Genomic DNA, 24,677 nt, shown 5'->3' with positions numbered 1-24,677 from the left:
GTATCAAGGGATCCAGGAGGTATCAGGTAAATCACAAATCTTCATCGGATACAGAAAGGACGCCTATGAAAGAACAGACCGAGCGCGTGGAGCTCGCCTACACGTACACCTACGACCAATTCACTGTGTTTTTTCACGGAGACCATGTCTTTATCGGGAAACAGGACCGCCCGGTCGGTCAGTGCTGCGTGGACATCATGAACTTGGAAGAGGCCGTCCTGAATGAGATTGACCGGCGTGTCCAGATGTTTGTCCCGGCTGCGCAGGCACTGCTCACGGAGAAAACTGTCCAGGCCGCCCGGAATGCACAGGAAAAGCTGAACGCGGCCTGGGAGGTAATCTTCACTCTGCCGGTCTATAGAGACCTGCGGATGGATGAATCGTGTAACTATCACACCTTTGAGAGGCTCCTGGCGGACGGGGCAAAGTGGTCGGCGGTTCAGGATCCCGCCTCAGAGGGCAGTGCCATGTACCACGGAATGGTCGATGGCCTGGTCGCCTTCGCCACCAGTCTGCGCAACTTCCGCCGTCAGATCGAAGTCATGTCGGAGCGATACTTTGAGCCGTTGACGCGCCGGAATAGCACTGCCTATGCCGAGGCGTATTCCTACTTCTACGCGGACATGGCCTATGTGGGGGCCCGGCTCTTTCAAGAAGATTTCGCGCAGAGCTTTCCCATGGAAGTATGCTTTGTCCCCATGTTCCAGGACGAGGAGGAGACTGGTATTTTTATCGCGGAGAAGGCCACCTTCAATTCCCTAGCAGATTTTCTGCGAACCGATTTCTACCGAGGGCTTGCCCTTGGCAATGCCCCACGGCGCTGCCACGACTGCGGAAAATATTTCTTGCTGACCGCCGGTTACAACACCTGTTACTGCAACAACATCGCCCCCGGGGAGACGGAACGTACCTGCCGCAAGGTGGGCGCTCACCGCAAAGAGGCCCAGGGAAAGGCCAACCGGACGCCGGCCCAGGTGGAGTACGACCGAACCTATAACCGGTTGAAGCAGCGGAAAAACCGCCGGAAAATGACCATGGACGAGTGGAATACCGCCGTAGCCAAAGCTCAGGAGCTTTTGGGACGTTCTGACCGCGGGGAATTGACTGACGATGAGCTCACCCGCCTGCTGAAGGAACTCTGAAATGAAAATACCCGAGAGCCGGTCCACGTGAACCAGCTCTCGGGTACTATTGTTTAGCGACGCAAATTTTACGCCGCAGCGTTGGCGTTGATCCGGTCAATCACATTTCAGATGCACGTATATAGGGACATGCCGATCATACCTCAGTGATGGTATCCCAGTCACTAGAGGATGACTTCTTTGCCTTCAATTTTAGTGCTTGTATTGTCTCCAATCAGAAGAAACTGTTATTTCACACAATGTATGTGTATGCCGCTACCTCTGCGACTATGGCCGTGGTCATTTGTAGACTATACGGCCAAAATAGTACTTAGGTGTTAGACATTTGCCCATACATGTGCGCTCGTTCATATAAAAAATCCATAAACCGCACAGAACGAAGATATATGTAGCGTAGTCATAAAGGCATCCGAAACTTTTTGCATAGAATCGGAATCTCCTTTAGTCCGGAGATTGACGCGTCCGCTCCTGGTGCGTTCGCCGCATCTCCAATGCCAACGGCGAAAAATCCGCCGGCCTTTGCCGCCTGAATCCCGGCGACGGCATCCTCTACCACAATGCACTCGGATGGGCAAAGGTTCAGCTTCCGCGCAGCCAGGAGAAATACCTCCGGGTCAGGCTTGGAACGTGTAATCTGGCTTCCATCCGCCACAGTGTCGAAGTATCCCTCCAGGCCGGTCCGTTCCAGAATAAGAGGTGCGTTTTTGCTGGAGGAGCCCACAGCGAGCTTCCAGCCTTGCGCCTTCAAATCGCGCAGCACATCCACGGCCCCAGGAGCCAGAGCCTCCGGCCCCATTTTTGCCAGGTAGCTGCGGTAGCGCCGGTTTTTTTCCTCCGCCATCTGCTCTTTCTCGGCCTGGGTAAACTGCTTTTCACCCAAGCTGAGCACGATCTCCAGGCTGTCCATACGGCTGACGCCGCGGAGACGATCGTTCACCCGTTCGTCAAATGGGAGCCCCAGCCGGTCAGCCAAGGCTTTCCAGGCCAGATAGTGGTAGTGATCGGTATGACACAGTACGCCGTCCAGATCAAAAATTACGCCGCGTATTTCCATATCAGCATCCTTCCGCGGGAATCACTTCCCAGGTCAACGGGAAGGGACAGGAGCCGTTTATATGGGGCTCACCGTCAGTCCAGGAGATGATCAAGTCGGTGCCCAGCTCATCCTGGAATCGGAACTGGCCGCATGTTCCGGCCAGCAGCAGGTGAAGAGGAGCGCCTGCTGATACTTGGTTCCCCACTGGGGAGCCGAGGGACCGACTCTCATCCAGCCGGAGCGCCAGGCCGGAACCCGCCCGCAGGAAGACCGGAATCCTCCCGTCGCCGCCGGCTGTAACGGTCTGTCCGCCTGCAACAGTGCGCCGGTCAAACAGGCCGATCCACTGCCCCTCCGGCAGATAGACGGTGCGCTTCTCAGTGTTTTCCTCCAGAAGCGGCGCCACCAGCAGGCTGTCACCCAGAAGAAATTCATCCTCACAGTCCCATGCCAGCGGATCTTCCGGCCATTGATAGACCAGCGGCCGCATCATGGGTATGGAGGCCTCCGCACAATCCAACGCTGTGCTGTACAGATAAGGCAGAAGATTCATCCGCAGGTTGTGCCAGAACCGCATCTCGTCCACAAACTCCGGCACACCGTAGGCCGCGGCCAGATTCCACGGGCTTCGCTCATTGTTCCCCTCTCCGCCGGGCATCAGCTCCCGGAACTGGCCTCCGTCTGGCTCGGAATGCCACTGCATCACCGGCACAAAGCAGGCCAGCTGGGTGGCCCGGCGATAGAGATCCAGCGAGGGAAGCGGGCCCGCGAAGCCGCCAATGTCGAAGCTCCAGAACGGGATACCGGTCAGGGCGGCAGACAGCCCCGCCCGCAGGGCGCTGGCCAACTCGCTGTACTGGGACTGCTGATCGCCGGCCCAGTGGATGGGCGTGGTGTGCTGACCGGCGTAGCCCGCCCGGCTGAACAGCGCCTGCTCCGGGGCCAGGTGCCGGGTGTACGCTGCCGTATACTGCTGGGCATAACGGTTCTTTCCGGCCCGGCCGAAGCTGCCGTCCGCAAAGCGGACATCGTCCCGGTAGATGAACTCGCCCCCGTCAGTCTTGAAGCCGTCCACGCCGAGCTCTGTGAGATACTGCCGCTTGGCAAACCAGGACTCCTCTGCGACAGGGTTGGTAAAATCGGGGATCATAGAGCCGGCAAACCAATGCCCCTCCGGGATGGTATAGGGACTTCCATCTGCATTGCGGACACAGAGGCCCCGGGCGGCGGCATCTGCCCGATCCAGCTCGTTCTGAGCATTGAGCGGCTCATCCTGCCCCTGCTTTTTGTAGACGGGAATCTGCCACAGCAGGAAATGAATTCCCTTCTCATGGAGCCGCCGCACCATGCCGGCGGGATCCGGCCAGGGGGAATCGGAAAAATCAAAGTCCTCCAGCCGGAACGCGCCGCCATCCGGCCTGGGCGTATAGCGCGCTCCCCGGAAGATATAAAAGGTGGCCTCGTCGCTCCAGGCCTCTGCCACCAGGGCGCAGACAGGAAAGCCATGCGCTTCCGCCTGGGCCACCGCGCGCTCTACCTTCTCCTGGCTGTCCCAGTGGTTGGCGGAGATCCACGGCCCGAAAGCCCATTTGGGAGGCAATTTGGCCGGCCCGAACAGGGCCATGTACTCCCGGATGATCTCTCCGGGGGCCCCCGCAAACAGGACCAATCGGCAATTTTCGGGGAGCTCTGCACGGATTTCGTTCTCTCCGAAACGGAAGCTGGTGCGCTCATCCGTGGCCGCATACAGGCCGAAGCCCGTATTCGTCCAGAAGAATGGGGCGGGGCAGTAGGTCTTCTCTCCCTGGAAGCAGAATTTCTCCTCCACCTCGTTCACCGCCGTGCGGCCCTTCTGGTTCACGGCGTTGTATTTCTCGCCCATTCCATAGGCGCCGTCATAACACAGGGAGGCTGTCAGTTCTCCGTGTTCCCCCATCGGATTCCAGTACAGGGCCGCGCTGCCGCCCGGATAGGGGAACTCCAGAGAAAATGCCTGGCCGGAACACAATACCTCTTTCATGGGCTCACCCCTTGATGCCGCCTGCCATCAGGCCGTTTTTGAAGTGCTTCTGCGCAAACAGGTAGATGATGATAATCGGAATCATGGAGATCAGACTGCCCGCCATCAGCACATTGTACTCCGTGTTGTACTGGCCGTTCAGTGTGGACAGGGCGATGGGCAGGGTCATCTTGGCCCGGTCGGTCAGCATCAGCAGGGGCCACAGATAGTCGTTCCAGGACTCCATGAAGGTGGTTACCGCCAGCGTCGCCAGCGTTGGCGCGCACAGCGGCAGGGCTACCCGCGCGTAGACCTGGAAGATGTTTGCCCCATCCACCCGCGCGGCATCCAGGTAGTCCGCCGGTACGGTGCGCATCTGCTGCACCAGCATAAAAACCGCGAAGGGCCGGAAGATGGAGGGGAGGATTACGCTGGCATAGCTGTCGATCAGGCCCAGCTTGTTCATGATGACAAAGAGGGGGATCATGGTCACCTGGGTGGGGATCATCATGGTGGCCAGATAGAGCTTGAGCAGCAGGTTGGCGCAGCGGAACTTGATTTTGGCAAAGGCAAAGGCCGCCATGGAGGCGGAGATCAGGGTAATGACGGTATAGGATACAGAGATAAACAGGCTGTTCCCGATAGTCTTCAGAAAGGGGAACCGGGAGAATACCTCAGCATAGGCGTTCAGGGATGGATCCTCCGGAATCCACTCGATGGGGATGGACATGAGAGCTCCCCGGCTCTTGAGGGAGGTGGAGATCATCCACAGGAAGGGGATCATGGCCACCACAGCCAGAAGGATCGAAATCACATAGTAGCCCGTGGTGCCCAGTCTTCGTTTAGCTGTCATAGTTGACCCACCTCTCTTGCCCCTTCATCTGGATGGCGGTGCATACCATGATGATGGCGAACAGGATCCAGGAGAAAGCCGCCGCGTAGCCCATGCGGTAGTAGCGGAAGCCGTACTTATAGATGCGCTCCACCATGACCTGTGTGGCCCCGTTTGGGCCGCCGTCGGTCATGATCATGATCTGCGGGAAGAGCTGGAAGGCATTGATCAGGCTGACGATCAGCACATAGAAGATGGCTGGCGTCATCAGCGGCAGGGTGATCTTCCAGAATTTCTGCCAGGAGCCCGCTCCGTCCAGGGAGGCCGCCTCATAGTAGGCTTTGTTGATACCCACCATGCCGGACAGGAGAATGAGGCCAAAGAACCCCATATCCTTCCAGACCGACACCAGTACAATAGCCGGCATGGCCCACGCCTCGTCCAGCAGCCAGCCCGGCCCCTGGATGCCGAATATGGCCAGGATGTTGTTGACCGCGCCGTACTCCGGCGAGAGCATGGACTTCCAGATCATAGAAGCCGCCACCCAGGAGGTAAGCACCGGGATGTAATAGATAATACGAAATGCGGTTACACCACGGCGCTGGCGGCTGAGCAGATAGGCCACGCCGAGAGAGGCCATCAGCATCAGAGGAATATACATGATGATGTAGCGGAAGGTGTTCCAAAGCACCCCCCAGAACTCCGAACTGGAGAGGATGGCCTTGTAGTTCTCCAACCCGATAAAATGCTCCTGGAAGAAGCCGGGCGCCGTCAGCTGATCCAGGCCGTTCCAGTCCGTCAGGCTGATAAAGGCGGATATGATCAGCGGCAGCAGGGAAAATACCAGCAGGCCGATGAGGCTGGGCAGCAGGAAGGGAGACGCGGTAATCAGCCCCTCCTGCCCGGGGCCCTTGCGCCGCTTCCGTGTGGCTAACATGGGTGGGAACACCTCCTCAGAAAATCAAAAAGGGGAGGGGCACAAGCCCCTCCCCTGCCCCTAATCAGCTAAGGGAAATCTGCGCCTCGCACTCGCTCTGCGCCTGATCCAGGGCCTCCTGAACGGTGATGGAGCCATTGGCCGCGGCGGACAGCTTTTGGCCGATGATGTCGCTCATCAGCGCATAGTCCTCAATCACGGGAGGCACAACCAAGTAGTCCAGGGAGTCAAACACGGCCTGCCGGTTGTCGGGCGGCGTGATGTCCAGATAGGAGGCCAGGGTTTCCTCGTCATTGACGGCGGGCAGATCCCAACCGGCCTCAATGCGGATCTCGGCAGCGGCGGGGCTGGAGGCCAGCCAGGTAATCCAGGTGGCGGCTGCGTCCTTGTGCTCGCTGTCGGCGTTGATGACCAGACCGTTGGAGAAGAAGTGGGTGGCCTTCTGCACCTCGCCGGGCTCAATGGTGATGTCCCAGTCGAAGTCGCAGCCGTCCGTGAAGGTCTGGAAAGCCCAGATGCCGGTGGGGATCATACCCAGGCGGCCGCTCATAAACAGATCCCAGTCGCCCATGCCGCCCATCTGGACATCGGTGGGCTGGACGTTGCTGACCAGCACGCGGTCAGCCATCATCTGAGCGGCGGCCACGTTTTCGGGGGAGTTGATGGTAAACTCCGTCTTGTCCTCATTCAGCAGGCTGCCGCCGAACTGGGCGCAGGCCTTGTAGAACTCGTTGTAAGTAAGAGGCTGGTAGTAGCCGTAGATGTCGTCGCCCAGGGCGCGGATGGCCTCGGCCGCCGCCTGCACATCGTCCTGGGTCCAGTCCTCGTTGGGGTAGTCAATGCCGGCCTGGTCGAAGAGATCCTTGTTGTAGACCAGCACCACGTTGGAGAAGTTGCCGGGCAGGCCGTACTGCTTGCCGTCCACGTTGAAGGCGCTCAGCGCGGTTTCGTCCAGGCTGCTCAGATCCACATCGGTGATCTCCGCCAGCACACCCTTGTTGGCATAGGAGGCAAAGTTCTCAATGTTCAGCTCGTAGCAGTCTGGGGCGGTGCCGCCCGCCACCCGGGTCTGCATCTGGGTGAAGTAATCGTCCATGGCGATGGTTTCAATCTCCACTGTGATGTTGGGGTACTCCTCATGGAAGGCCTCGTACATCCGCTGGAGGGTCTCCTCGTTTCCGCCGGAGGCGTTGAAGTTGCAGTAGGTGATGGTGACGGGCTCCGCCTCCGCTGTCTGCTGCTGGGTTTCCCCGGCAGGCTCGGAAGAGGGGCTGGCGGCGGGGGTGCTGGCCGGGCCGCAGGCTGAGAGCAGAAGCGCCAGCGACATTCCGCCGGCCAGGATTGCCAGAGACCGCTTTTTCATTGCAAGGTTCCTCCTTTTCAATTTTGAGATATGTTTGCTCCATTCTTACCCTATTTTGAGACCTCTTCAGGTTGTCTCCGTTTTGATCTTGCGGACAGACCCCCGCTCCACCAGGGACACCGGGAGAATCAGCTCCTGCTTGGTCAGCTCCGGCTCGTTGATGTTGCGGATCAACAGCTCCACAGCCTTTTCCCCCTTCAGGGAGATCTGCTGCTTTACAGTGGTCAGGCCAGGCGTCAGATACTGGGCGATCTCCAGATCGTCAAACCCCATGAGGGAGACGTCGTCCGGCACCCGGACCCCCCGCTCATAAAAGGCCTTTGCCGCCCCGATGGCCAGAATATCCGCCGCAGCCACCACTGCGGTGGCGGGGAGGCCTGCGTCCATGAGCCGCTGGGCGGATACAATCCCGTCCTTGTAGTCGATGTTCCCCTCGAAGATCAGCTCTTCACGGAAAGGAATCTCATACTCTGTCAAGGCGTCCCGATAGCCCGCCAGGCGTTTCTTCATGACGCCGTTTTCCTTGATGCGGCCGCTGAAAAAGGCGACAGCCCGGTGCCCGCAGTCCAGAACATACCTGGTGGCCAGATAACTGCCATAGGCGTCATCAATCCGGATATTGTGGTAGTAGTGATCGTTGCAGTAGCTGTCGATCAGGACAATGGGAATCTGGCTCTTCTTCATCTGCTGATAGAAGGAGTCCGGATACATCCCGATCACAATGATGCCGTCCAGGTTGCGCTCCTTGGCCAGCGTCAGGTAGCTCTCGTTGGCGTCGGTCGCGGAGATGATCACATGGTAGCCCTTCTGCCGGGCGCACAGCTCGATGCTGCCCAGAATCTCGGAGTAAAACTGGTTCTGGAACATGAGACGGCTGCCGGCCTCGGTCTGAGGCACCACAACGCCGATCAGCCTGGAGTCCTTGGTGGCGCTGCTCAGGGTACGGGCCGCCATATTGGGGGTATAGCCCAGGCGTTTGATCGCCTGCTCCACCCGGCGGCGGGTTTCTTCGGAGATCGGACGCTTCCCGCTCAGCGCATAGGAGACGGCCGCACTGGTAACCCCCGCCTCTCTGGCGACATCCTTCATGGTAACCCGGTTGGCCGGCATGCTATACCACCTCGTTTAATTTAATCGCTTAAACTAATCTGCAAATAAATAATAGCCAATCTCATTGCTGTTGTCAAGATGTAAATAAGCATTTTTTACAAATAATGATTGACTTGAGGCTGGAATGTGTTATATTTAGATTGTCCAATTATTTAACCGATTAAATCTGACAGTGAGGGATCTCTATGCACGAGCAATATCTGCCTACCGGTAACGAGTGGGTCTCCCTGCCCACGCTCCAGGCCCGTACCGGAGCGCTGGAGTCCTTTTCCTTCCTACACATGGGGTATAAAGGACTGATTGAGCAGCGGGGTGCGGCCTCTCTCCCCCTGATGGCGCCGTTTTTTGAGCTTGACGGCGAAAAGATTCCGCTCCAGTCCCTTACCTGGGCACGGAAGTCCGACTGGATTCCCACATTCCGCGGAATCGCCGGCCCGCTGGAGGTGGAGGGGATGCTCCTGGCCCCGGTGGGGGAGCGTGGCTTTCTCTACCAGCTGACAGTACGCTCCACATTGGATAGGCCGCTGTCCGGTACCTTCGGACTGGAGGGGTGCTGGGCCTCTGCATGGCACTGTGTCAACGAGGACAAGGAGATCGACGGGGTGCGCCGGTGCTACACCAGCCTCTGGAACGACAGCCTGATCTTCGATATGCGCTGCGGGCTTCCCCTCTTCGCGTTTGCGCCCATGATGGATCAGCCCTGCTCGTCCACCTTCCGGGAGACGGATGCCGGTATCGCCTACCGTCTGGCCCACGACTGTACGCTGGAACCCGGCCAGGCCGCTGCTGTGACCTTCTACTGGGGTGTCGGCTTTGAGGAGGTGGCGGCCGCCACCAGCGCCAAGGAGATGCTGCGCCAGGGCTGGCAGCATGAACTGGAGATGACCGTGGACTGGCTGGAGGCCCGCCGCTGGCCCATTCCGGACGCCCAGCTGGAGCGTCTCTACAATACCAATCTGTTCTTCTGCCTGTTCTACTCCGCGGGCCTTACCCTGGATACCGAGGAGCTGGTCCTGGTTACCAGCCGCAGCCCGCGTTACTACGTGAGCGCGGCCTACTGGGATCGGGACAGCCTGCTGTGGAGCTTCCCCACGGTAGTGGACTCTGACCCGGCCCTGGCCCGCCGGATGCTGGACTATGTATTTGGCCGCCAGCGGCGCAACCTGGGCGTCCACTCCCGGTATATCGACGGCACGGTGCTGGAGCCCGGCTTTGAACTAGACGAGTTGATGGCCCCGGTGCTGGCCCTGGAACGCTACGTGGCGGCTACAGGCGACCGGGATTGTCTGGCGGACAGAGCGATCCGTACCGGGCTCGCCGATATTCTCCGTACCCTGAACACCAAGCGGCACAGCGCAATCCCCCTGTATGAGACCTTCCTCCAGCCCACCGATGACGTGCGCAGCTACCCATACCTGACCTATGACAATGTACTGGTGTGGAAAGGGCTTCGTGCGCTGTCCACTCTGTATCCCGAAACATACGGCGGCCTTGCCGGGGAGGCCGAAAAGGTGCGCTTGTCAATCCTGGAGCACTGCGTTGTCCAGGGCCAGCATGGCCCGTACTATGCCTGGTCCACGGATTTGAAGGGGCATACAGACGTATATGATGAGCCGCCGGGAAGTCTGCTGCTCCTGCCCTACCTGGGCTTCTGCACGCTGGACGACCCAGCCTATCAGAACACGGTGCGCCAGATCCGCGCACCGGAGTACCCTTACAGTTTTGCCGGGTGTGCCTTCGCGGAGATCGGCTGTGCCCACGCCCCGCATCCCTGGATGCTGAGTGTGGCCAACAGCCTGCTCAGCGGGGAGGCGGAACGTTCTCTGGAACTTCTGCGCCGGGCGGAAATGGACAACGGCATCGTCTGTGAGAGCATCGATGAGCACACGGGTAAGTCTGCGACAGGAGACGCCTTCGCCACCTGTGCGGGGTTTGTGTGCCATGCCCTGCGGTATGCGTTAGGAGGCGTATCCTATGAGAACTGATGTGAAGCGCCGGGGTTGGACGGTTTCAGCGGAGGGGAACGATTTTGCCGATCGATTCCTGGAAAGCGTCTTCTTTACCGGCAACGGCCGCATGGGGGCCCGGGGTTACCCCGCTTACCGGCCGGTCCGCCGGCCGCTGGATGCCGGGCTCTTCTTGGCCGGCTTTTACGACCGGATTTCCGACAGCACAGATTTGACGGACTTTGTCAATCTGCCCACCCCTATCTGGTACCAGATCCGGCTGAATGGCCGCACACCGCCCCTTCCCTCCCGAGTGTCCCGGGAGCTGGATCTGCGTACAGGGCTGCTTACCTTCCGCTACCGGCTGAGTATTGCGGATGACTGGGTGGATGTGCGGGAGCAGCATTTTTTCTCATTGGCCAGGCCGAGCCTCCTGTTTCAGCGGCTTGAATTCCGGGGCTGCGGACCGGTAGAGCTTCTGGCGGGAATTGACCACCAGAGCTGTAACAGCCCCATCCCCGATGATCAGGTGAAGGAGAACACCCAGATCATCCAGATGACCCGCTTCTGCTCCGGCGAGGAGAACGATGCCGGGTTCACTGCCCGCTATGAGACAAAGCACACAAAGCTGGCGCTGGTTCAGACGATCTCCTGTCGCACAGAGGGCTTTTCAACACCCGCTTTTGTCCCGGATACCGGTGACGGCGTGGGAGTGCGCTGTGCCGGTGACGCTTCCCATGGTCCCATCGCCTTGGAACTTGCCGTCCGGCTGACTTCCAGCCGCGACGTGGATCCCCTGCTCCAACTGGACGTGGAGCCAGGCTGGGACTTTGCAGGTGCGCTGGCCGAGAATCAGACCGCATGGGAGCAGAGGTGGGCGGACTGTGACATTGTCATGGAGGGGGATGAAGACGCGCAGACGGCGCTGCGCTATGTGATCTATCAGCTGGTGGCCAACTGCTCTCCCCGGGATCACACCGTGAGCATCGGGGCCAGAGGACTTACGCACACCCGGTACAAGGGCTGCTATTTTTGGGACACGGATCTCTTCCTGACGCCGTTTTATAACCTGACCGATCCCCAGGCCGCCCGCAGCCTGGCAAATTTCCGGATCGGCACACTTCCCCGGGCAAAAGCGCATGCGGCACGGATGAACGGCGCCGGGGCCCGCTACCCCTGGATGGTGTCTTATGACGGGACTGAACAGTGCGAAAGCTGGGACATCGGGTGCAGCGAGGTCCACGTCACCGCTGACGTGGCCTATGCTCTGGGCCAATACCTGAATTGGACCGGCGATGACAGCCTTTTCTTCCAGGGCGGCGCACAGGTATTGGTGGAAACAGCTCGCTTCTGGGTCAGCCGCTACTCTCCCGCCCTGGAACCGGGGAAGGTCAATCTGCTGTTCTGCAAAGGTCCGGATGAATACTGCGGCATTACCAGCAACAATCTGTTCACCAATGCCATGGTAAAGCACAACCTCTCTTTGGCGCTCGCCGCCGCTGCGCGGCTGAAACAAGAAGCCCCGGAGCAGTATGCGGCTCTGGGACTGTCCGAGGAAGAGTGCGCCTCTTGGGAGAGGCTGCGAGGCGCTATTCAGCTTCCCAGGGATCCGGTCACCGGACATTATCGCCAGGACGATACCTTCCACCTGCTGGAGCGCGTTGATCCGGCAGAGCTCAAATCTGGGGATGAGGCCAGCTATCATCAGGTCTGCTTTGACAGGCTCCAACGGTATCAGGTGATCAAGCAAGCCGACACGCTGCTCCTTATGACTCGCCTGCCAGAGCAGTTTACCGAAGAGGAGAAGCTGGCCGCCTGGGAGGATTTCGAGCCGCTGTGTATCCATGACTCCACCCTCAGCTTCGCCAGCCATGCCCTCTTTGCGGCTCAGAATGGGCTGGCAGAGGCCGCTGAAGCCTACTGGCGGAAGGCTCTCTATCTGGATCTGGATGAGATCATGGGCAATACGGGCAAGGAAGGGCTCCACCTGGCCTGCCTCGGAGAGGTCTGGCAGACAGTGGTGTTCGGCTTTGCCGGCCTGTACATCGCGGATGGTGTTCCCCAACTGGCTCCGCACCTTCCGCACGGCTGTACGTCTCTGAATTTCAAGTTTTTCTATCATGGCAAAAAATACGAAGCTAAGATTTCCGGAGAGGCTTGGAGTATTATTGCGTGCATATTTTCGTAAATGAACACATCCACCAGCGAAGCTGGTGGTTGTCACTGTGCGGGCATAGCCCTTTGTTCCTCGCGGACGCGTGCAACGCGTAATACGGTCTGCCAGCTGCGTGAGGACTGCTACTTGCCGCCCGTAAACGGGCCACTAGATGGAATTCTCAGTTGCTCTCCCATCTCGTCCTCTTTTAGCTGGTTCCTCACATACTCCGCAATTCGGCTCTCATTTTTCCCCACCGTATCCACGTAGTACCCTCTACACCAAAATTCCCGGTTTCGATACTTGTATTTCAACTCGCCGAATTGCTCATACAGCATTGTGCTGCTCTTCCCTTTCAGATACCCCATAAAGTGCGACACCGAGATTTTCGGCGGTATCTCTACAAACAAGTGAATATGGTTGGGGCACGCTTCCGCCTCTATGATTCTTACCCCTTTCCACTCGCACAGCCGCCGCAGTATCTTCCCTATTGCTGCTTTCTTTTCTTTGTAAAATACTTTCCTACGGTACTTCGGCGCAAATACAATATGATATTTGCAATTCCATCGCGTATGAGATAAACTATTGATGTCATTCAGTCCCATCTGAATGCCCTCCCTTTGCTATTCTTTGTGCAGTTGGCGGTCAGGTAGAATAAATTTCGCAAAAATAAAAAGAGACATGGTTTGCAGATCTCTGGTAGAATGAAGTCGCGACACACCATTCGAAAGGAGACAGCAAACCATGTCCGAGAAAATTGTACAGCTAAACGAAGAAGTTATCAAGGGGCAGCTCAAGGAACTTGTACGCGGAAGTGTAGAGGAAACCCTCAACGAGCTGCTGGAGGCTGAGGCAGAGAAATTGACTCAAGCAGCCCGGTACGAGCGTAATGAGCAGCGCCAGGGCTACCGCAGCGGCCACTACAACCGCAACCTCACCACCACTTCCGGGGATGTCACCCTCAAGGTGCCTAAGCTGAAAGGGATCTCCTTTGAAACGGCTATCATTGAGCGGTATCGCCGCCGGGAAAGCAGCGTGGAAGAGGCTCTCATTGAGATGTACCTGGCCGGCGTATCCGTCCGGCGCGTGGAGGACATCACCGAGGCCCTCTGGGGCAGCAAGGTCTCACCCTCCACCATCAGTGAGCTGAACAAGAAAGCGTATGTCCACATTGAGGATTGGCGGAACCGCCCTCTGCAGGGCGGACGCTATCCGTATGTCTATGTGGATGGGATCTACCTGCGCCGTAACTGGGGTGGAGAGTTTGAAAATGTGGCTATTCTGGTGGCGATTGCGGTCAATGAGGACGGATATCGTGAGGTTCTTGGCGCTGCCGAGGGTATGAAGGAGGACAAAGCCAGCTGGGTCAGTTTCTTCCAGTGGCTGCATAGCCGTGGCCTGGATGGCGTGAAGCTCATTGTTGGCGACAAGTGCCTTGGCATGCTGGAAGCTGTGGGAGAAGTGTTTCCTGAGGCCAAATACCAGCGTTGTACCGTCCACTTTTACCGTAATGTGTTCTCGGTCACACCTCGCTCTAAGGTGAAGCTGGTAGCCAAAATGCTCAAGGCGATCCATGCTCAGGAGAGCAAGAAAGCTGCCCGGGAAAAGGCCAAGGCCGTGGTGGAGGAACTGCGCTCCATGAAACTGAAAGAGGCCGCCCAGAAGGTGGAGAATGGCATTGAGGAAACGCTGACCTATTGCGATTTTCCCAGTGAGCACTGGACCCGTATCCGTACCAATAATGTGATTGAGAGGCTGAACCGAGAGATCCGCCGCCGTACCCGTGTGGTTGGCAGCTTCCCGGACGGCAACTCAGCTCTAATGCTGGTTTGTGCCCGGCTGCGCCATGTAGCCGGTACTCAGTGGGGCAACAAGAAGTACATGAACATGAAGCACCTGGAGGCGACCTTGGAGGATGCCTCCATTGCTGGCTGACTTCATTTACGGCAGAGTCTGCTAACTAAAGTGCGAAAAATTCTTGACACGACCCAGTTGGCAGACCGCACTTTCATTATAGCAAAGGGAGTTTTTCTATCTTCTTTATCGCCATAGGCTTTTTTCTACCACTCGCCTAGCGAGTGGTTTTGGGATACAAAAACGGGGCGCTCGCTGGTAAATCGAGCGCTCCGCATAATGCTGGACCTATTTCATTTTTGATGGCTGCTGCTAGTAGCAGTTCCCTTCCGTAATATCCATTATTTAAATAGTGCCCATAAAGAATATGGAGATACTAAGCGCAAAGCCTACATGTTGTTTTCTGCGACGCAAATTTACGCCGCCGCGTTGGCGTTGATCCGGTCGATGACGCTCTTAATCCCGGCCCACAGCGAGAGATCCATAAACACCTCCACAATGCTGCCCCGGTCGGTAAAGGACGGCTCCTGAAGGACAGACAGGTCCTTCATCATGCCGTTGTGAACGATGTACTCCACAATCTGGTTGACGAAATAGATCTGCCGGCTGTCCAGGTTGGCGTCATTGAGATACTGGGAAAAGGCCTCCTTGGCGGCGTTCATGTCCAGGCCCACGATCTCCCGAACGAATTTGCCCAAGGGTTTGGCTCCCAGCTCCGCCTCGTAGTCCTGGCGGCTGCCCACCTGGCTCCACAAAATATTCTCCAGCTCTTTCACATCATTGTCTGTCAAAGGAATATTGGAGCGCAGCTTTGCAATGGCGGGGTTGTCCTGGTGTTGGCGGACATAAAACTCTGCCTTGGCCTTGTAGTTCTTCAGGTCGTCGTTTTCCAGTTCCGCCTCACGCCATTCCGTAGAGAGGATGTCGTCCGTAAAATTTTTGTTGTAGATCTCTCCGCCATGGGGCAGGTATTTCATCAGATTCCGCAGGCACTTCCGGATGTGCTCAAACTCGTTGATGCCGGCATTCTCCAGATAGTCTGTATGGAGGATTTTCTCGATCAGTTCTGACTGGGCCTGAATCTCCGGGATATTTGCCACGCCGGCGATAGCAGAGACTTTCTTCGCCAAGTCCTTCCGGGCTTTCTTGTAGGTCTTGCCAACCAGATAGGCCAGCTCGATCCCGTACATCAACGCGTCAAAGCGAACCGCGCTGGCCTCGTCCCCGTCGGGCTGGAGCAGCGGGGCGACTTCCTCCTTCAAGTTCAGGGTATCCTCATAGGTGAGGGCCTGATAACTCTCCGGGTTCGAGAACTTCTCCACATACCGAAGATGCTGTTTGACCGCGAAATTGCCCCGATCCAGCTCCTGTACCTTGGAGAGCATTTCTTCCACCAGCCGCCGACGGAAGGGAATCAATTCGTCGGTCTGATAGTCCAAGTCCTGAAGCTTGAAGATAATCTGCGCCTTCAGATAGAAGATAGCGCTTTGTAGGGCCATCTGATTGGCGGTGGCCTTGCCTTTGTTCATACGGAAAAACTCAAAGTTTCCGCACAGGTCGAAGATATAGAATTTCTCCTTGTCTTTCCCGTCCATCGGTCCCGGACACAGCCGCGTGCCCCGGCCGATCATCTGCCAGAATTTCGCTTTGCTCATGATCTTCTTGAAAAACACCAGATTTAGCACCTCCGGCACGTCGATGCCGGTGTCCAGCATGTCCACGGAGATGGCGATTTGCGGCAACTTGTCCGGCTCAGAGAACTCGTCGATGGCGCTCTGGGCGTAGGTCATGTAGTTGTCGATGACCTTGGCATAACCGGGCAGGTGGGGGTACTCCTTGCCGAACACCTCCAGGATCTTCTCCGCGTGGCGGTGGTTCTTGGCAAAGATGATGGTTTTGCCCAGCTTCTCCCCGTAGTCGATTTTCAGGCCGTTGGTCATCAGCAGGTCCAGCGCCTTACGGATGGTATCCTCGTTGAACAGCCATTCGTTGAGGGCAGAGGACTCGATCTTCTCCGGTAGCTCCCCGTTCTCATCGGTAAAGGTGGACTCGTATTCCTCCTTCTCATCCTCTGGCAGGTCGTCATAGGTGATACCTTCGGTGAGAAATTTCAGCTTGCTCTCCACCGTGAGGAAGTCCACCAGAAAGCCGTCCTTCACCGCCTGGGCCAGGTCGTAGCCGTAGGTGGGTACGCCGCTCTCCAGTTCGAAGATCTCATAGGTGTTCTTGTCGATCTCGTCCTTAGGGGTGGCGGTGAGGCCCACCAGGGGCGCATCGAAGTAGGTGAAAATGTCCCGGTACTTGTTGTAGATAGAGCGGTGGGCCTCGTCGCAGATGATGAGGTCAAAGTGGCCCACGGTGAACAGTTTCCCCTCCTCGTCCTCCACGGTGTCGATGCAGTTCATCATGGTCTGGTAGGTGGAGAACACGCACCGGGCCGTATAATTGTCCCTCTCCTCGCACAGGTTGGTGACCGACAAATCGGGCAGCAGGTTCACAAAGCTGCGCTTGGCCTGGGTGACCAGGGAGTTGCGGTCGGCCAGAAAGAGGACATTTTTGATCCAGCCATGTTCCAGCAGCACCTTCACTAGGGCAATGACCGTCCGGGTTTTGCCGGAGCCGGTGGCCATGACCAGCAGGGCCTTCCGGCGATTTTTCTCCCCGAAAGCCTGGCACACCGCCTTGATGGCCCCCTCCTGGTAATACCGCCCGGCGATCTGCTTGTCCACCTGGACGTACTTCAGACTGGTGCGCATGGAGCGCAGGTTGAACAGCTTTTCCAGGTCCCGCTTGGAGTAGAAGGCGGCCACCTTTCGCTCCGGGTAGGCCCCGTCGTCCATCCGGGTGTCAAAGCCGTTGGTGAGAAAGATCATCGGCCGGCGTCCGTACTGCTTTTCCAGCAGGTCGGCGTACAGCTTGGCCTGCTGGCGGCCCTTGGCTGGGTCCACACAGGTGCGCTTGGCCTCGATTACTGCCAAGGGGCGATGGGTGTCGTCGTAGAGCACATAGTCGGCGTAGCCCACCTCGCTCTTGTTGGGCATGCCGGGCAGCTCCACCTCGTTCAGCCAGCCTTTCCCCTCAGTCCAGCCGGCATCTGTGAGCATGGCGTCGATGTACAGCTTCCGGGTCTCGTACTCGGAAAGGTCCAGGGGCTTGGGCACATAGCTCTCCCGCTGCTCCTCCCGGCGGGCGGTGAGCTGGGCCCTCAGGGCCCGGTTTTCCTCCATCAGGGCGGCCAGGTCCACCTCCGGGGCCGACTCCCTTAGCAGGGGAGCCCCTTCAGCCGGCTGGGCTTCCAGCAGGGCTGGGTCAAACTGTCCTTCCGTGTAGTCCTTCCCGTAGCAGTAGGCGATAAAGTCCAAGAATATGTAGAGGTTTTCCAGGCACAGCCGGGCCTGCTCCGGGGTGATCTTCTTCCCCGTGTGGGCGGCGGCGTTGCCCGTCTGCCGGATGTACTTCAGCCGCCGCCACAGATCCTCCCCCACAATATCCCGGAAGTCCTCGGCGTCCATCAGGCTCACCAGCCGGTCGTCGTAGGGCATGACCAACCCGCCGTCCACGGAGTATATCCACTTGACGGCAAACTCCATCGCCCGGCGGCAGTTCAGTACGCAGGCCGCCGGATCAATGGCATAGATTTTTTCTGCCGTAATAGCTGCCTCCGCGAAGGGAACAAGTTGCGGTTCAGAGAGAAAATGGTCAAAGTTGGTCATAAAATCACCTTGCTCAAGTTTGTTTAAGCAGGCAAGCGCCGATCAATTTCAGAAAGAAATGATTGGAAACTTGGCGACTTATTTTCATGCAGATTCATGCGGCTGCCTATTTCTTTTGCCCATTCACTTTTCTTTTGTCCTACTTCTATGTAAGAGGGGCAGTCTTTTCTGAATTTCCGAAGACCACCCGGATACACCGCATCAGCTAAAAGCTCCCAAGTTCCACAGATACTGTCCTGGACGTAGGAGCGAAGGACTGCTGTCTTCGCATTGGGATAAGCAGCGAATAGAGCAGCTTCATCCCCCAGAAGCCAGGCTTCCACTTCTTCAATTGCAAGGCAGAACACATGATCCACTTTGATGTGGTTCTGTTCCGCTACTGCTTCAAGCTCCACTAAAAACGTGCTGGGATCTCTTGTGTCGTTGTCAAGAACAATGATAATCACTGCCGGAATATACTGAAGGCTCTTATTGAATCCACGCAATACGGTAGCCAGATCGTTTAAAAGTTTTCCCTCTTTGGTCTCCTTGACTGTATTTTTCTTTGTAAAGCCGCCTAATCCCTTGTATGCCTTATCATCGTATGTGATTTCCGGATAAATTGCTCTGATCTTCTCCATGATGAGGCGGATCAAAACCGCGCTTGATTGATCCTCAATCAAGAATTGAAAATGCACCCAAGCTCCCCCCTATCAGCCAAAGTATTCGCTGTACCACAGATCGCCCATGGCCGCCCCCTCGCTGACAAGCTCTTTGACAAATTCATAGCTGGATGCCTGCCGTGCGATCGAAAAGCCATCCTGCCCCTTTTCCAGAACCCAGACTTCTTCTGGAGATAAGGCATTGACAAAAAAGGGACTGTGAGTCGTGACAAACAGCTGCTTGGAATATCCACTTCCGACGCTTTTCCGCATCTCTATAGCTAAATTCGCCAAGTAATGATGGTACAAACCGTTTTCCGGCTCCTCTACGAATACAAGCTGGCGGGGATTCCGCTCGTGGAGCAGAAGGTAATAGGCAAACAGCTTCAAAGTGCCGTCTGACATCCGTGTAGAAAAGAAGGGCTCGGAGAAGCCGTTCTGCCAAAACTCCAGAACCATCTGACCGTTTTTCAGCTTGACCGGCTCAATTTTTGTGATATTAGGAATCTTGGTCTGGATTTCCGCCAATACCTTCTTGAATTCTGTGGGATTCTCCCGGTACATATACTGGGCCACATTGTTCAGATTGCTGCCGGTACGGTTGAGATACTGAGCCGGGGCAGCGGTCTGAATTTGGCGGGCCGCATCCGGCGCGAAGTAACACAGATACCAGCTTTTCAAGAAGTCCAGAAACAGTTCGATCCGAGCGTACTGCTTCATGGCACCCAGTGTGACGATGCCGAACTTTCTCGTGTCGGCCAATTCGACGTTGATCTTCTCCCCTTCCACAGAGCCGTCCTCATCGTCCTGGCCGCCGTCCTTTCCCTCAAATGCAAAGCCCTTCCCGTCAATCAGGTGCAAAAAGGAGAGCGGACGGCCATTCTTCTGGCCGGGCCGCCGCTGGCGAAGCCGTTCTTCCTTGACATACGGGCGGTCATACCTGTCTTTGGCAATCGTCAGCTCATAGGTGATGGGGCGGGAATTGCTGTTTTCCTTGTAGTACAGCTCGAAATGGATTGGATCACTGCTTCCCTGGGAGATCAGTTGGTCATATCCGCCCCGGTTGTTTGCGTCACAGGCGCTTTCCACATCTGTAGAAAGACAGTCGGAAATAAAGCCGAACGCATCCGCAAGTGTGCTCTTTCCATTTCCGCTTGGCCCGATGATAGCAACCATATTGCCCAGTTCACTTCCGGATTGGTCACTGTACAGTTTACCCATCTTGATATTTTTGAGCGAACCGTAATTCTGAATGGCGATTCCAAGGATTTTACCCATTTGGCTTCACTCCTTTACAAAAGACTGAATTCGATTTGATATCAATTGTACCGGATGATTGACTCTATTATACTGGAATGTACGGACGTCTGTCCAATCAAATGCAGTGCTGCTTTTTACCCTGCTTCTCTTTCGATAGAGTTCCGTCGCAGGTGGTAACAAAAGTGCGTGGAGAGGGCCCTCTCAGTCAGCTTCGCTGACAGCTCCCCCAGAGGGGGAGCCAAGGGGCGGGTGACGCACCACACTTGCCTCTCCCTTTGGGATAGGTGGCACCGCCGTAGGCGGTGACGGAGAGGGCACTCCCTCCGGCTCTCCGCGCCACCTCCCTCTGAGAGGGAGGCTTTAGGTGTTTTTCATGCCCTTGGGCCACCTCTTTGAGGGGGCTGTCGCCGCAGACGACTGGGGGAGTTTCACCGCTCTGCGAAGGGGGTGAACTGTGGGTCGGAGAGGAAACGATCAAAATTGGTCATGTTGGGTCACCTCACCAAAACTACTCTATACTAACAACGCCATGAACTGAATTAAAACCAATTTGTGTTCCCTCTAATAAATCTCTTAATAAGTAGTCTACTGCCCCGTCTGGATGAAATTCTTTGTATTCCTGACTTTCTGTAATGAAGAAATCAAACTCAAAGCCCTTCAGCAGAACTTTTGGGAAATCTTCATCCTCTGTCAAAATATACCATGGCTTTCCAAATTTATAAATAATATGAGACTTTACTCCAGGTTTATCATCAAGATGCGACTTTTGCGCTTGGCGGATAAAGTCGAGGAATGGTTTTTCATTCTGGTCATTATCACACAAAATTGCGTCAGATGCCCTGTGCGAAATTTTGAGTTCGGCTGACGTCCCCTTTCTTTCTCTCTCTGAAGTCAGCCACTCCTTATCTAAAATAATTGATAGTTTTTCAATATGCGGAAATTTGTAATGAAAATTTAAGTGCAGATGATTCATCTTATTTGTTTCATCAATCGTGACCAGTTTTATACCATGTACGCGCGCATATTCTACGGCCCCGCTCTGGAATCCACTCTTTGAAACAAGAATCCCACAAGGAAATGCGGCAATATCATTGAGCTTTTCTTTGAACCCCATGATTTGCTCCTTTTTAACCTTTGTTCGCCAATCTTTAACTTCGATAATCGTTTTATACAAAACTCCAGCTAATTCAAATTCCCAGTAAATATCAACCTGATGTTCTACACCTGTTTTTCCTAAAACCTGAACATCATGCTGAACTTCTATTTTCCTATAACCATCGTTTTGGTATCCAAGCGGAACGATTTTAGCGAAAAGGAATTTAGGGTGATTTTTATAGTAAGTTGCTTGCAGGGAATGTACTTGCATAAAACTGTAATGTCGAAATAGGGCTTTCCGGTTGAGGGCAGGCGGGCGTTACACCGCCTGTCTTGTTTTTTCCTCAAATGCCAGGAGCGGCGCTGGCCCCCGCTTATGTTCCCCTTCCTTTTCTGGCTCTAAGTAGAGCCGCTGAAACTCGGAAAAGGAGACGTTGAACTCAATTTCCAACTCGTAGCTCCGCTTGACACGGACTGCTTTGATAAACTGTGCTGCAATCATCTTCTTTGCCTCGAAGGAGCAGTTGTCATAGAGTGTGGCCCAGTTCATCAGTTGGGCGTAATCCCGTTTCACTTGGTCGGCCCCGGACACCAGTTCCCGCAATTCCGTCTCTGCCGCCGCTATCTGCTGTTCCAGTTCGCTGATCTGCGCGGTGGTCTCTTCCGCCACACTGTTGAGCAAATCTACATTCAAACGGCTGGCCCCTCGGATGACTTTCAGCGTCTCGGCCTGCAAATCCCGGTAGTCCTTCTGCTTTTGCTGATACTGGATGTTCAGCAGATTGAGTTTTGCCTTGGCAACCTCAACCTCCCGGCCTCGCTGTTCCTGGATCAAATCCTGCGGCGGGGCTGTCTGTATGCGCTCAAACTGAAGGCGGATGATCTGGTCTACAAGGCTGTCCAGTTTCGCGGTGCCATAACTGGCCGGGCCCGAACATTCTCCGGGGTGCTGGGTGTTGTAACTGCACAGATACCGCGCATAACTCTTGGTGACTACGGTGCCGTCCTTTTTCCTGTACCGTTGTCCGCAGGTCGTCAAAGTCAACCGCCGCCCACAGTGGCCGCAGAAGATGTTTCTCACCAAAAGGGACTGCCCCCTTGTGGTAAGGGGGACGTCCCGCTTTTCCTGTGGCTTTGCCCGCTCCTGGAGCATCGTCTGTGCCCTCTCAAACAGTTCTACATCAATAATCTGCAACTCGGTCAGCACTTCTTCCGATTTACTCTCCCCGTTGCAGAGGATACCGATATAGAGCGGATTTTTGAGGATGCGGTTGATACTGGTCGTGGCGATTTTTCCGCCCTTGCGGTTGTGGTAGCCCTGTTCCGACAGGTAGCGGCAAATCCGCTGGCCCCCGTAGCCCTCGCAGACATACTTCTGAAAAATCACTTTCACCACCTCGGCCTCATTAGGGTCAATGGCAAGATCGGGGACCTCTTTGTTACGCTTGTTGGTGCGACCCTTATTCACCAGCCGATAGCCGTAAGGGACGATGCCGCCGGTGTAGTAGCCCTGTTCGGTCAACTGACCGATCCGGGTCTTGACACGGGCGGAGGTTTTAATGCTCTCGCCCGATGCCTGCCAGTAGCGTATGTAGTTGAGCAGTTTGTCCACATGGGTATCAAACCGCTGCTGGCCCTCCATCGCGCTCCAGACCTCGATGCCCTGATTGACGAACCATTCCACCACAAAGGGCGTCTCATCGTCCTTGCGGCCCAGACGGTCAAACATGAACACCAGCAGAATATCAAACTCTCCCGCCAAGGCCATGCGCTGGATCTCCTGTATCTTATCCCGCTTTTTGGCCGAGACCTTGAACCCCGACACACCCTTTTCCGATAACTCCCTGACGATTTCCCAGCCCTCCTGCCGCTGGCAAAACTCCCGACAGAATTGCTTTTGCATGGGAATATCGTCTTTCTCCACCTGACCTACCGTGGAGACACGGTACAGGCAGACCACGCGCTTTACGATTTTTTTGACTACTTGAACGATTGTTTCCGCCATGTAAATACCTCGCCTTTCTTTTGTGCGGTGTATTCATGGCGGCCAGTTCTATCTCATTTTCAACGCCTCATGAAATGCCATCACAGCTGAGAATGAAAATATAGTCTGTGCGTTAACCGAAGGATTTGCTAAACTGAATACAGCAGGCGTAGTCCGGTTGCACCTTGGTGGATTTTCACCCCGTTTGTTCAACGTGGACGAGTTGCCCAAGAGAACAGCAGTATGTTGCGTCACATAAGTGAAGAGCACGAGTAGCAAAGTTCGGATACCCACCCGGGCAATTCCCAGCCTGCATAATTCAGGGAGGGATTTGATGCAAGACATATTGACCTGCGCCATGGGACTGGATATTCATCGTGACGTTATTGTTGCCTGTCTTGCCAAAGGTGAACTGGGCACCGATCCGGAAATCGAGATTCGCTCCTTCAGCACACTTATCCCGGAAATGCGGAAACTGCGGGATTGGGTGTTGGAAGCAGAGTGCCGCTATGTCGCTATGGAGAGCACCGGGATCTACTGGCAGCCTATTTACGAAATGCTGGAGCCATGTTTTGATGGGCAGATCAGCATTCTGGTCGTGAATGCCCGCCACATGAAGAATGTGCCTGGGCGCAAAACGGATATGCGGGACGCGCAATGGATCGCCACATTGCTCCGTGCCGGATTACTAAAGGGAAGTTTTATCCCAGATAAGACCTTCCGGGAACTGCGGCATCTGACCCGGTATCGTAAGAGCATCGTTCGCGACATTACCGCCCAAAAGAATCGCATCGATAAATTTCTGCAAAGCTCCGGTTTCCGCTTCACAGCGTTTCTGTCGGACGCATTTGGCGCTTCCGGGCGAAACATCATCCGTCATCTCATGGAATACGGAAATATTTCGCGGGAAGCTCTGGATCGGTGTCTGAAAACACAGACCCGGAAACGTATCGACGAAATACTGATTGCCTTGAACGGTTCGCTCTCGGAGCACCAGCGCGGCTTTCTTCGCATGATATTTGGGCACTTGGAAGCACTTGAACAGCACCGGCATACTGTGGAGGACGCTATTACGAAAGAGATCATAAAGCACGAAGAGGCATTGAGCCTCCTGTGCTCCATACCGGGTATTGATGTAACTGCGGCAGCAGCCATTATCGCGGAGATTGGTACCGATATGAGTGCCTTTCCGGATTCCCAGCATATATGCTCCTGGGCCGGTTTGAGTCCCGGTAACAACGAGAGTGCCGGAAAACGCAAGAGTGCTCACATTAACAAAGGTAATCCGTATCTGAAGAGTATGCTCTGTGAGGTGGGATGGGTCATCTCCGGAAAACGAAGCTTGTACCTCTCCGGTTGGTACTGGAGGATAAAACAGCGGAAGGGCGCTAAACGTGCAACGATTGCTTTGGCTCGCAAACTGCTGGCGCTGATTTACACGATGTTGAAGACAGGTTCTCCATACAACGAAGACTGTTTTGAGATCCGCAGAAAACAAAGTGAGCGCAAACGGGCCAGCCGTATGGTGAACGAACTGCAAAAGCTGGGGTACTTTGTGGTGGCACCAGGCTGATTCCCACTGTACCATACTTCGGCCGGCGACAGGTTTT

Annotated in this window: 17 protein-coding genes; 5 read left to right on the top strand and 12 right to left on the bottom strand. The window is 55.8% G+C overall.

Annotation, left to right across the window (positions count from 1 at the left end; all coding sequences use genetic code 11):
* The first annotated feature begins 65 nt into the window (after nt 1–65).
* Entirely contained in the window at nt 66–1,142 is a 1,077-nt protein-coding gene (locus B5E42_RS13375) for a DUF6076 domain-containing protein (RefSeq protein WP_087240489.1), read from the top strand.
* Nucleotides 1,143–1,539: 397 nt separating this feature from the next.
* On the opposite strand, the gene pgmB is transcribed toward B5E42_RS13375, so the two are convergent.
* The 6 genes from pgmB to B5E42_RS13345 form a co-directional block, all read right to left on the bottom strand.
* Nucleotides 1,540–2,196 carry a beta-phosphoglucomutase gene (gene pgmB, locus B5E42_RS13370; protein WP_087240487.1) on the bottom strand — a complete coding sequence of 219 codons (657 nt, stop codon included), beginning with the start codon at nt 2,194–2,196 and terminating at the stop codon, nt 1,540–1,542.
* A 1-nt stretch (nt 2,197) separates the two neighbouring features.
* Nucleotides 2,198–4,198, bottom strand: coding sequence for a TIM-barrel domain-containing protein (locus B5E42_RS13365; RefSeq protein WP_087240485.1), 2,001 nt, complete (start codon nt 4,196–4,198; stop codon nt 2,198–2,200).
* Between the two features lie 4 nt (nt 4,199–4,202).
* On the bottom strand, nt 4,203–5,030 hold the full coding sequence (locus B5E42_RS13360) for a carbohydrate ABC transporter permease (RefSeq protein WP_087240483.1): 828 nt from the start codon (nt 5,028–5,030) through the stop codon (nt 4,203–4,205).
* On the bottom strand, nt 5,020–5,946 hold the full coding sequence (locus tag B5E42_RS13355) for a sugar ABC transporter permease (RefSeq protein ID WP_087240481.1): 927 nt from the start codon (nt 5,944–5,946) through the stop codon (nt 5,020–5,022). Before B5E42_RS13355 ends, B5E42_RS13360 begins: the two co-directional genes overlap by 11 nt.
* Before the next feature lie 64 nt (nt 5,947–6,010).
* Complete coding sequence (locus tag B5E42_RS13350; protein WP_087240479.1) at nt 6,011–7,309, bottom strand: sugar ABC transporter substrate-binding protein; 1,299 nt, start codon at nt 7,307–7,309, stop codon at nt 6,011–6,013.
* 66 nt (nt 7,310–7,375) lie between these two features.
* The gene (locus B5E42_RS13345) at nt 7,376–8,419 is read right to left on the bottom strand and encodes a LacI family DNA-binding transcriptional regulator (RefSeq protein ID WP_087240477.1); all 1,044 of its coding nucleotides are present in this window, start codon (nt 8,417–8,419) and stop codon (nt 7,376–7,378) included.
* 185 nt (nt 8,420–8,604) lie between these two features.
* Between B5E42_RS13345 and B5E42_RS13340 the strand changes: the two genes are divergently transcribed.
* Both B5E42_RS13340 and B5E42_RS13335 read left to right on the top strand, forming a co-directional pair.
* The gene (locus B5E42_RS13340; protein ID WP_087240475.1) at nt 8,605–10,404 is read left to right on the top strand and encodes a glycoside hydrolase family 125 protein; all 1,800 of its coding nucleotides are present in this window, start codon (nt 8,605–8,607) and stop codon (nt 10,402–10,404) included.
* On the top strand, nt 10,394–12,553 hold the full coding sequence (locus B5E42_RS13335) for a glycoside hydrolase family 65 protein (RefSeq protein WP_087240473.1): 2,160 nt from the start codon (nt 10,394–10,396) through the stop codon (nt 12,551–12,553). Before B5E42_RS13340 ends, B5E42_RS13335 begins: the two co-directional genes overlap by 11 nt.
* Nucleotides 12,554–12,663: 110 nt before the next feature.
* On the opposite strand, the gene tnpA is transcribed toward B5E42_RS13335, so the two are convergent.
* Nucleotides 12,664–13,119, bottom strand: a complete 456-nt coding sequence (tnpA, locus tag B5E42_RS13330; protein WP_141242463.1) for an IS200/IS605 family transposase — start codon at nt 13,117–13,119, stop codon at nt 12,664–12,666.
* A gap of 145 nt (nt 13,120–13,264) precedes the next feature.
* Here tnpA and B5E42_RS13325 point away from each other — a divergent pair, with 145 nt between their 5' ends.
* Entirely contained in the window at nt 13,265–14,455 is a 1,191-nt protein-coding gene (locus B5E42_RS13325) for an IS256 family transposase (protein WP_087237682.1), read from the top strand.
* Between the two features lie 335 nt (nt 14,456–14,790).
* Here B5E42_RS13325 and B5E42_RS13320 read toward each other — a convergent pair whose 3' ends face one another.
* The 5 genes from B5E42_RS13320 to B5E42_RS13300 all read right to left on the bottom strand — a co-directional run bounded on the left by B5E42_RS13320 (nt 14,791) and on the right by B5E42_RS13300 (nt 23,088).
* Nucleotides 14,791–18,087 (bottom strand): DEAD/DEAH box helicase family protein, encoded by a 3,297-nt coding sequence (locus tag B5E42_RS13320; RefSeq protein WP_087240471.1) that lies wholly within the window; start codon nt 18,085–18,087, stop codon nt 14,791–14,793.
* A gap of 23 nt (nt 18,088–18,110) precedes the next feature.
* Nucleotides 18,111–18,764 carry a hypothetical protein gene (locus B5E42_RS13315; protein WP_087240469.1) on the bottom strand — a complete coding sequence of 218 codons (654 nt, stop codon included), beginning with the start codon at nt 18,762–18,764 and terminating at the stop codon, nt 18,111–18,113.
* Between the two features lie 15 nt (nt 18,765–18,779).
* Nucleotides 18,780–20,006: an AAA family ATPase gene (locus tag B5E42_RS13310; protein WP_087240467.1), complete on the bottom strand. Its 1,227-nt coding sequence runs from the start codon at nt 20,004–20,006 to the stop codon at nt 18,780–18,782.
* 490 nt (nt 20,007–20,496) lie between these two features.
* Complete coding sequence (locus B5E42_RS13305; protein WP_087240465.1) at nt 20,497–21,354, bottom strand: restriction endonuclease; 858 nt, start codon at nt 21,352–21,354, stop codon at nt 20,497–20,499.
* 48 nt (nt 21,355–21,402) lie between these two features.
* Nucleotides 21,403–23,088 carry a recombinase family protein gene (locus B5E42_RS13300; RefSeq protein ID WP_087240463.1) on the bottom strand — a complete coding sequence of 562 codons (1,686 nt, stop codon included), beginning with the start codon at nt 23,086–23,088 and terminating at the stop codon, nt 21,403–21,405.
* A gap of 313 nt (nt 23,089–23,401) precedes the next feature.
* Between B5E42_RS13300 and B5E42_RS13295 the strand changes: the two genes are divergently transcribed.
* On the top strand, nt 23,402–24,640 hold the full coding sequence (locus tag B5E42_RS13295) for an IS110 family transposase (protein ID WP_087235867.1): 1,239 nt from the start codon (nt 23,402–23,404) through the stop codon (nt 24,638–24,640).
* The last annotated feature ends 37 nt before the right edge of the window (nt 24,641–24,677 follow it).

Origin of the sequence: Flavonifractor sp. An10, from assembly GCF_002161215.1 — a bacterium.
Classification (GTDB): Bacteria; Bacillota; Clostridia; order Oscillospirales; family Oscillospiraceae; genus Flavonifractor; species Flavonifractor avistercoris.
The sequence above is the reverse complement of the archived record's forward strand: the minus strand, read 5'-3'. Positions and strand labels throughout refer to the sequence as shown.

Bases quoted from the DNA above. Each gene is read 5' to 3' on its own strand.
- B5E42_RS13375 (WP_087240489.1), top strand. From the start codon at position 66: ATGAAAGAACAGACCGAGCGCGTGGAGCTCGCCTACACGTACACCTAC.
- pgmB (WP_087240487.1), bottom strand. From the start codon at position 2,196: ATGGAAATACGCGGCGTAATTTTTGATCTGGACGGCGTACTGTGTCAT.
- B5E42_RS13365 (WP_087240485.1), bottom strand. From the start codon at position 4,198: ATGAAAGAGGTATTGTGTTCCGGCCAGGCATTTTCTCTGGAGTTCCCC.
- B5E42_RS13360 (WP_087240483.1), bottom strand. From the start codon at position 5,030: ATGACAGCTAAACGAAGACTGGGCACCACGGGCTACTATGTGATTTCG.
- B5E42_RS13355 (WP_087240481.1), bottom strand. From the start codon at position 5,946: ATGTTAGCCACACGGAAGCGGCGCAAGGGCCCCGGGCAGGAGGGGCTG.
- B5E42_RS13350 (WP_087240479.1), bottom strand. From the start codon at position 7,309: ATGAAAAAGCGGTCTCTGGCAATCCTGGCCGGCGGAATGTCGCTGGCG.
- B5E42_RS13345 (WP_087240477.1), bottom strand. From the start codon at position 8,419: ATGCCGGCCAACCGGGTTACCATGAAGGATGTCGCCAGAGAGGCGGGG.
- B5E42_RS13340 (WP_087240475.1), top strand. From the start codon at position 8,605: ATGCACGAGCAATATCTGCCTACCGGTAACGAGTGGGTCTCCCTGCCC.
- B5E42_RS13335 (WP_087240473.1), top strand. From the start codon at position 10,394: ATGAGAACTGATGTGAAGCGCCGGGGTTGGACGGTTTCAGCGGAGGGG.
- B5E42_RS13325 (WP_087237682.1), top strand. From the start codon at position 13,265: ATGTCCGAGAAAATTGTACAGCTAAACGAAGAAGTTATCAAGGGGCAG.
- B5E42_RS13320 (WP_087240471.1), bottom strand. From the start codon at position 18,087: ATGACCAACTTTGACCATTTTCTCTCTGAACCGCAACTTGTTCCCTTC.
- B5E42_RS13310 (WP_087240467.1), bottom strand. From the start codon at position 20,006: ATGGGTAAAATCCTTGGAATCGCCATTCAGAATTACGGTTCGCTCAAA.
- B5E42_RS13305 (WP_087240465.1), bottom strand. From the start codon at position 21,354: ATGCAAGTACATTCCCTGCAAGCAACTTACTATAAAAATCACCCTAAA.
- B5E42_RS13300 (WP_087240463.1), bottom strand. From the start codon at position 23,088: ATGGCGGAAACAATCGTTCAAGTAGTCAAAAAAATCGTAAAGCGCGTG.
- B5E42_RS13295 (WP_087235867.1), top strand. From the start codon at position 23,402: ATGCAAGACATATTGACCTGCGCCATGGGACTGGATATTCATCGTGAC.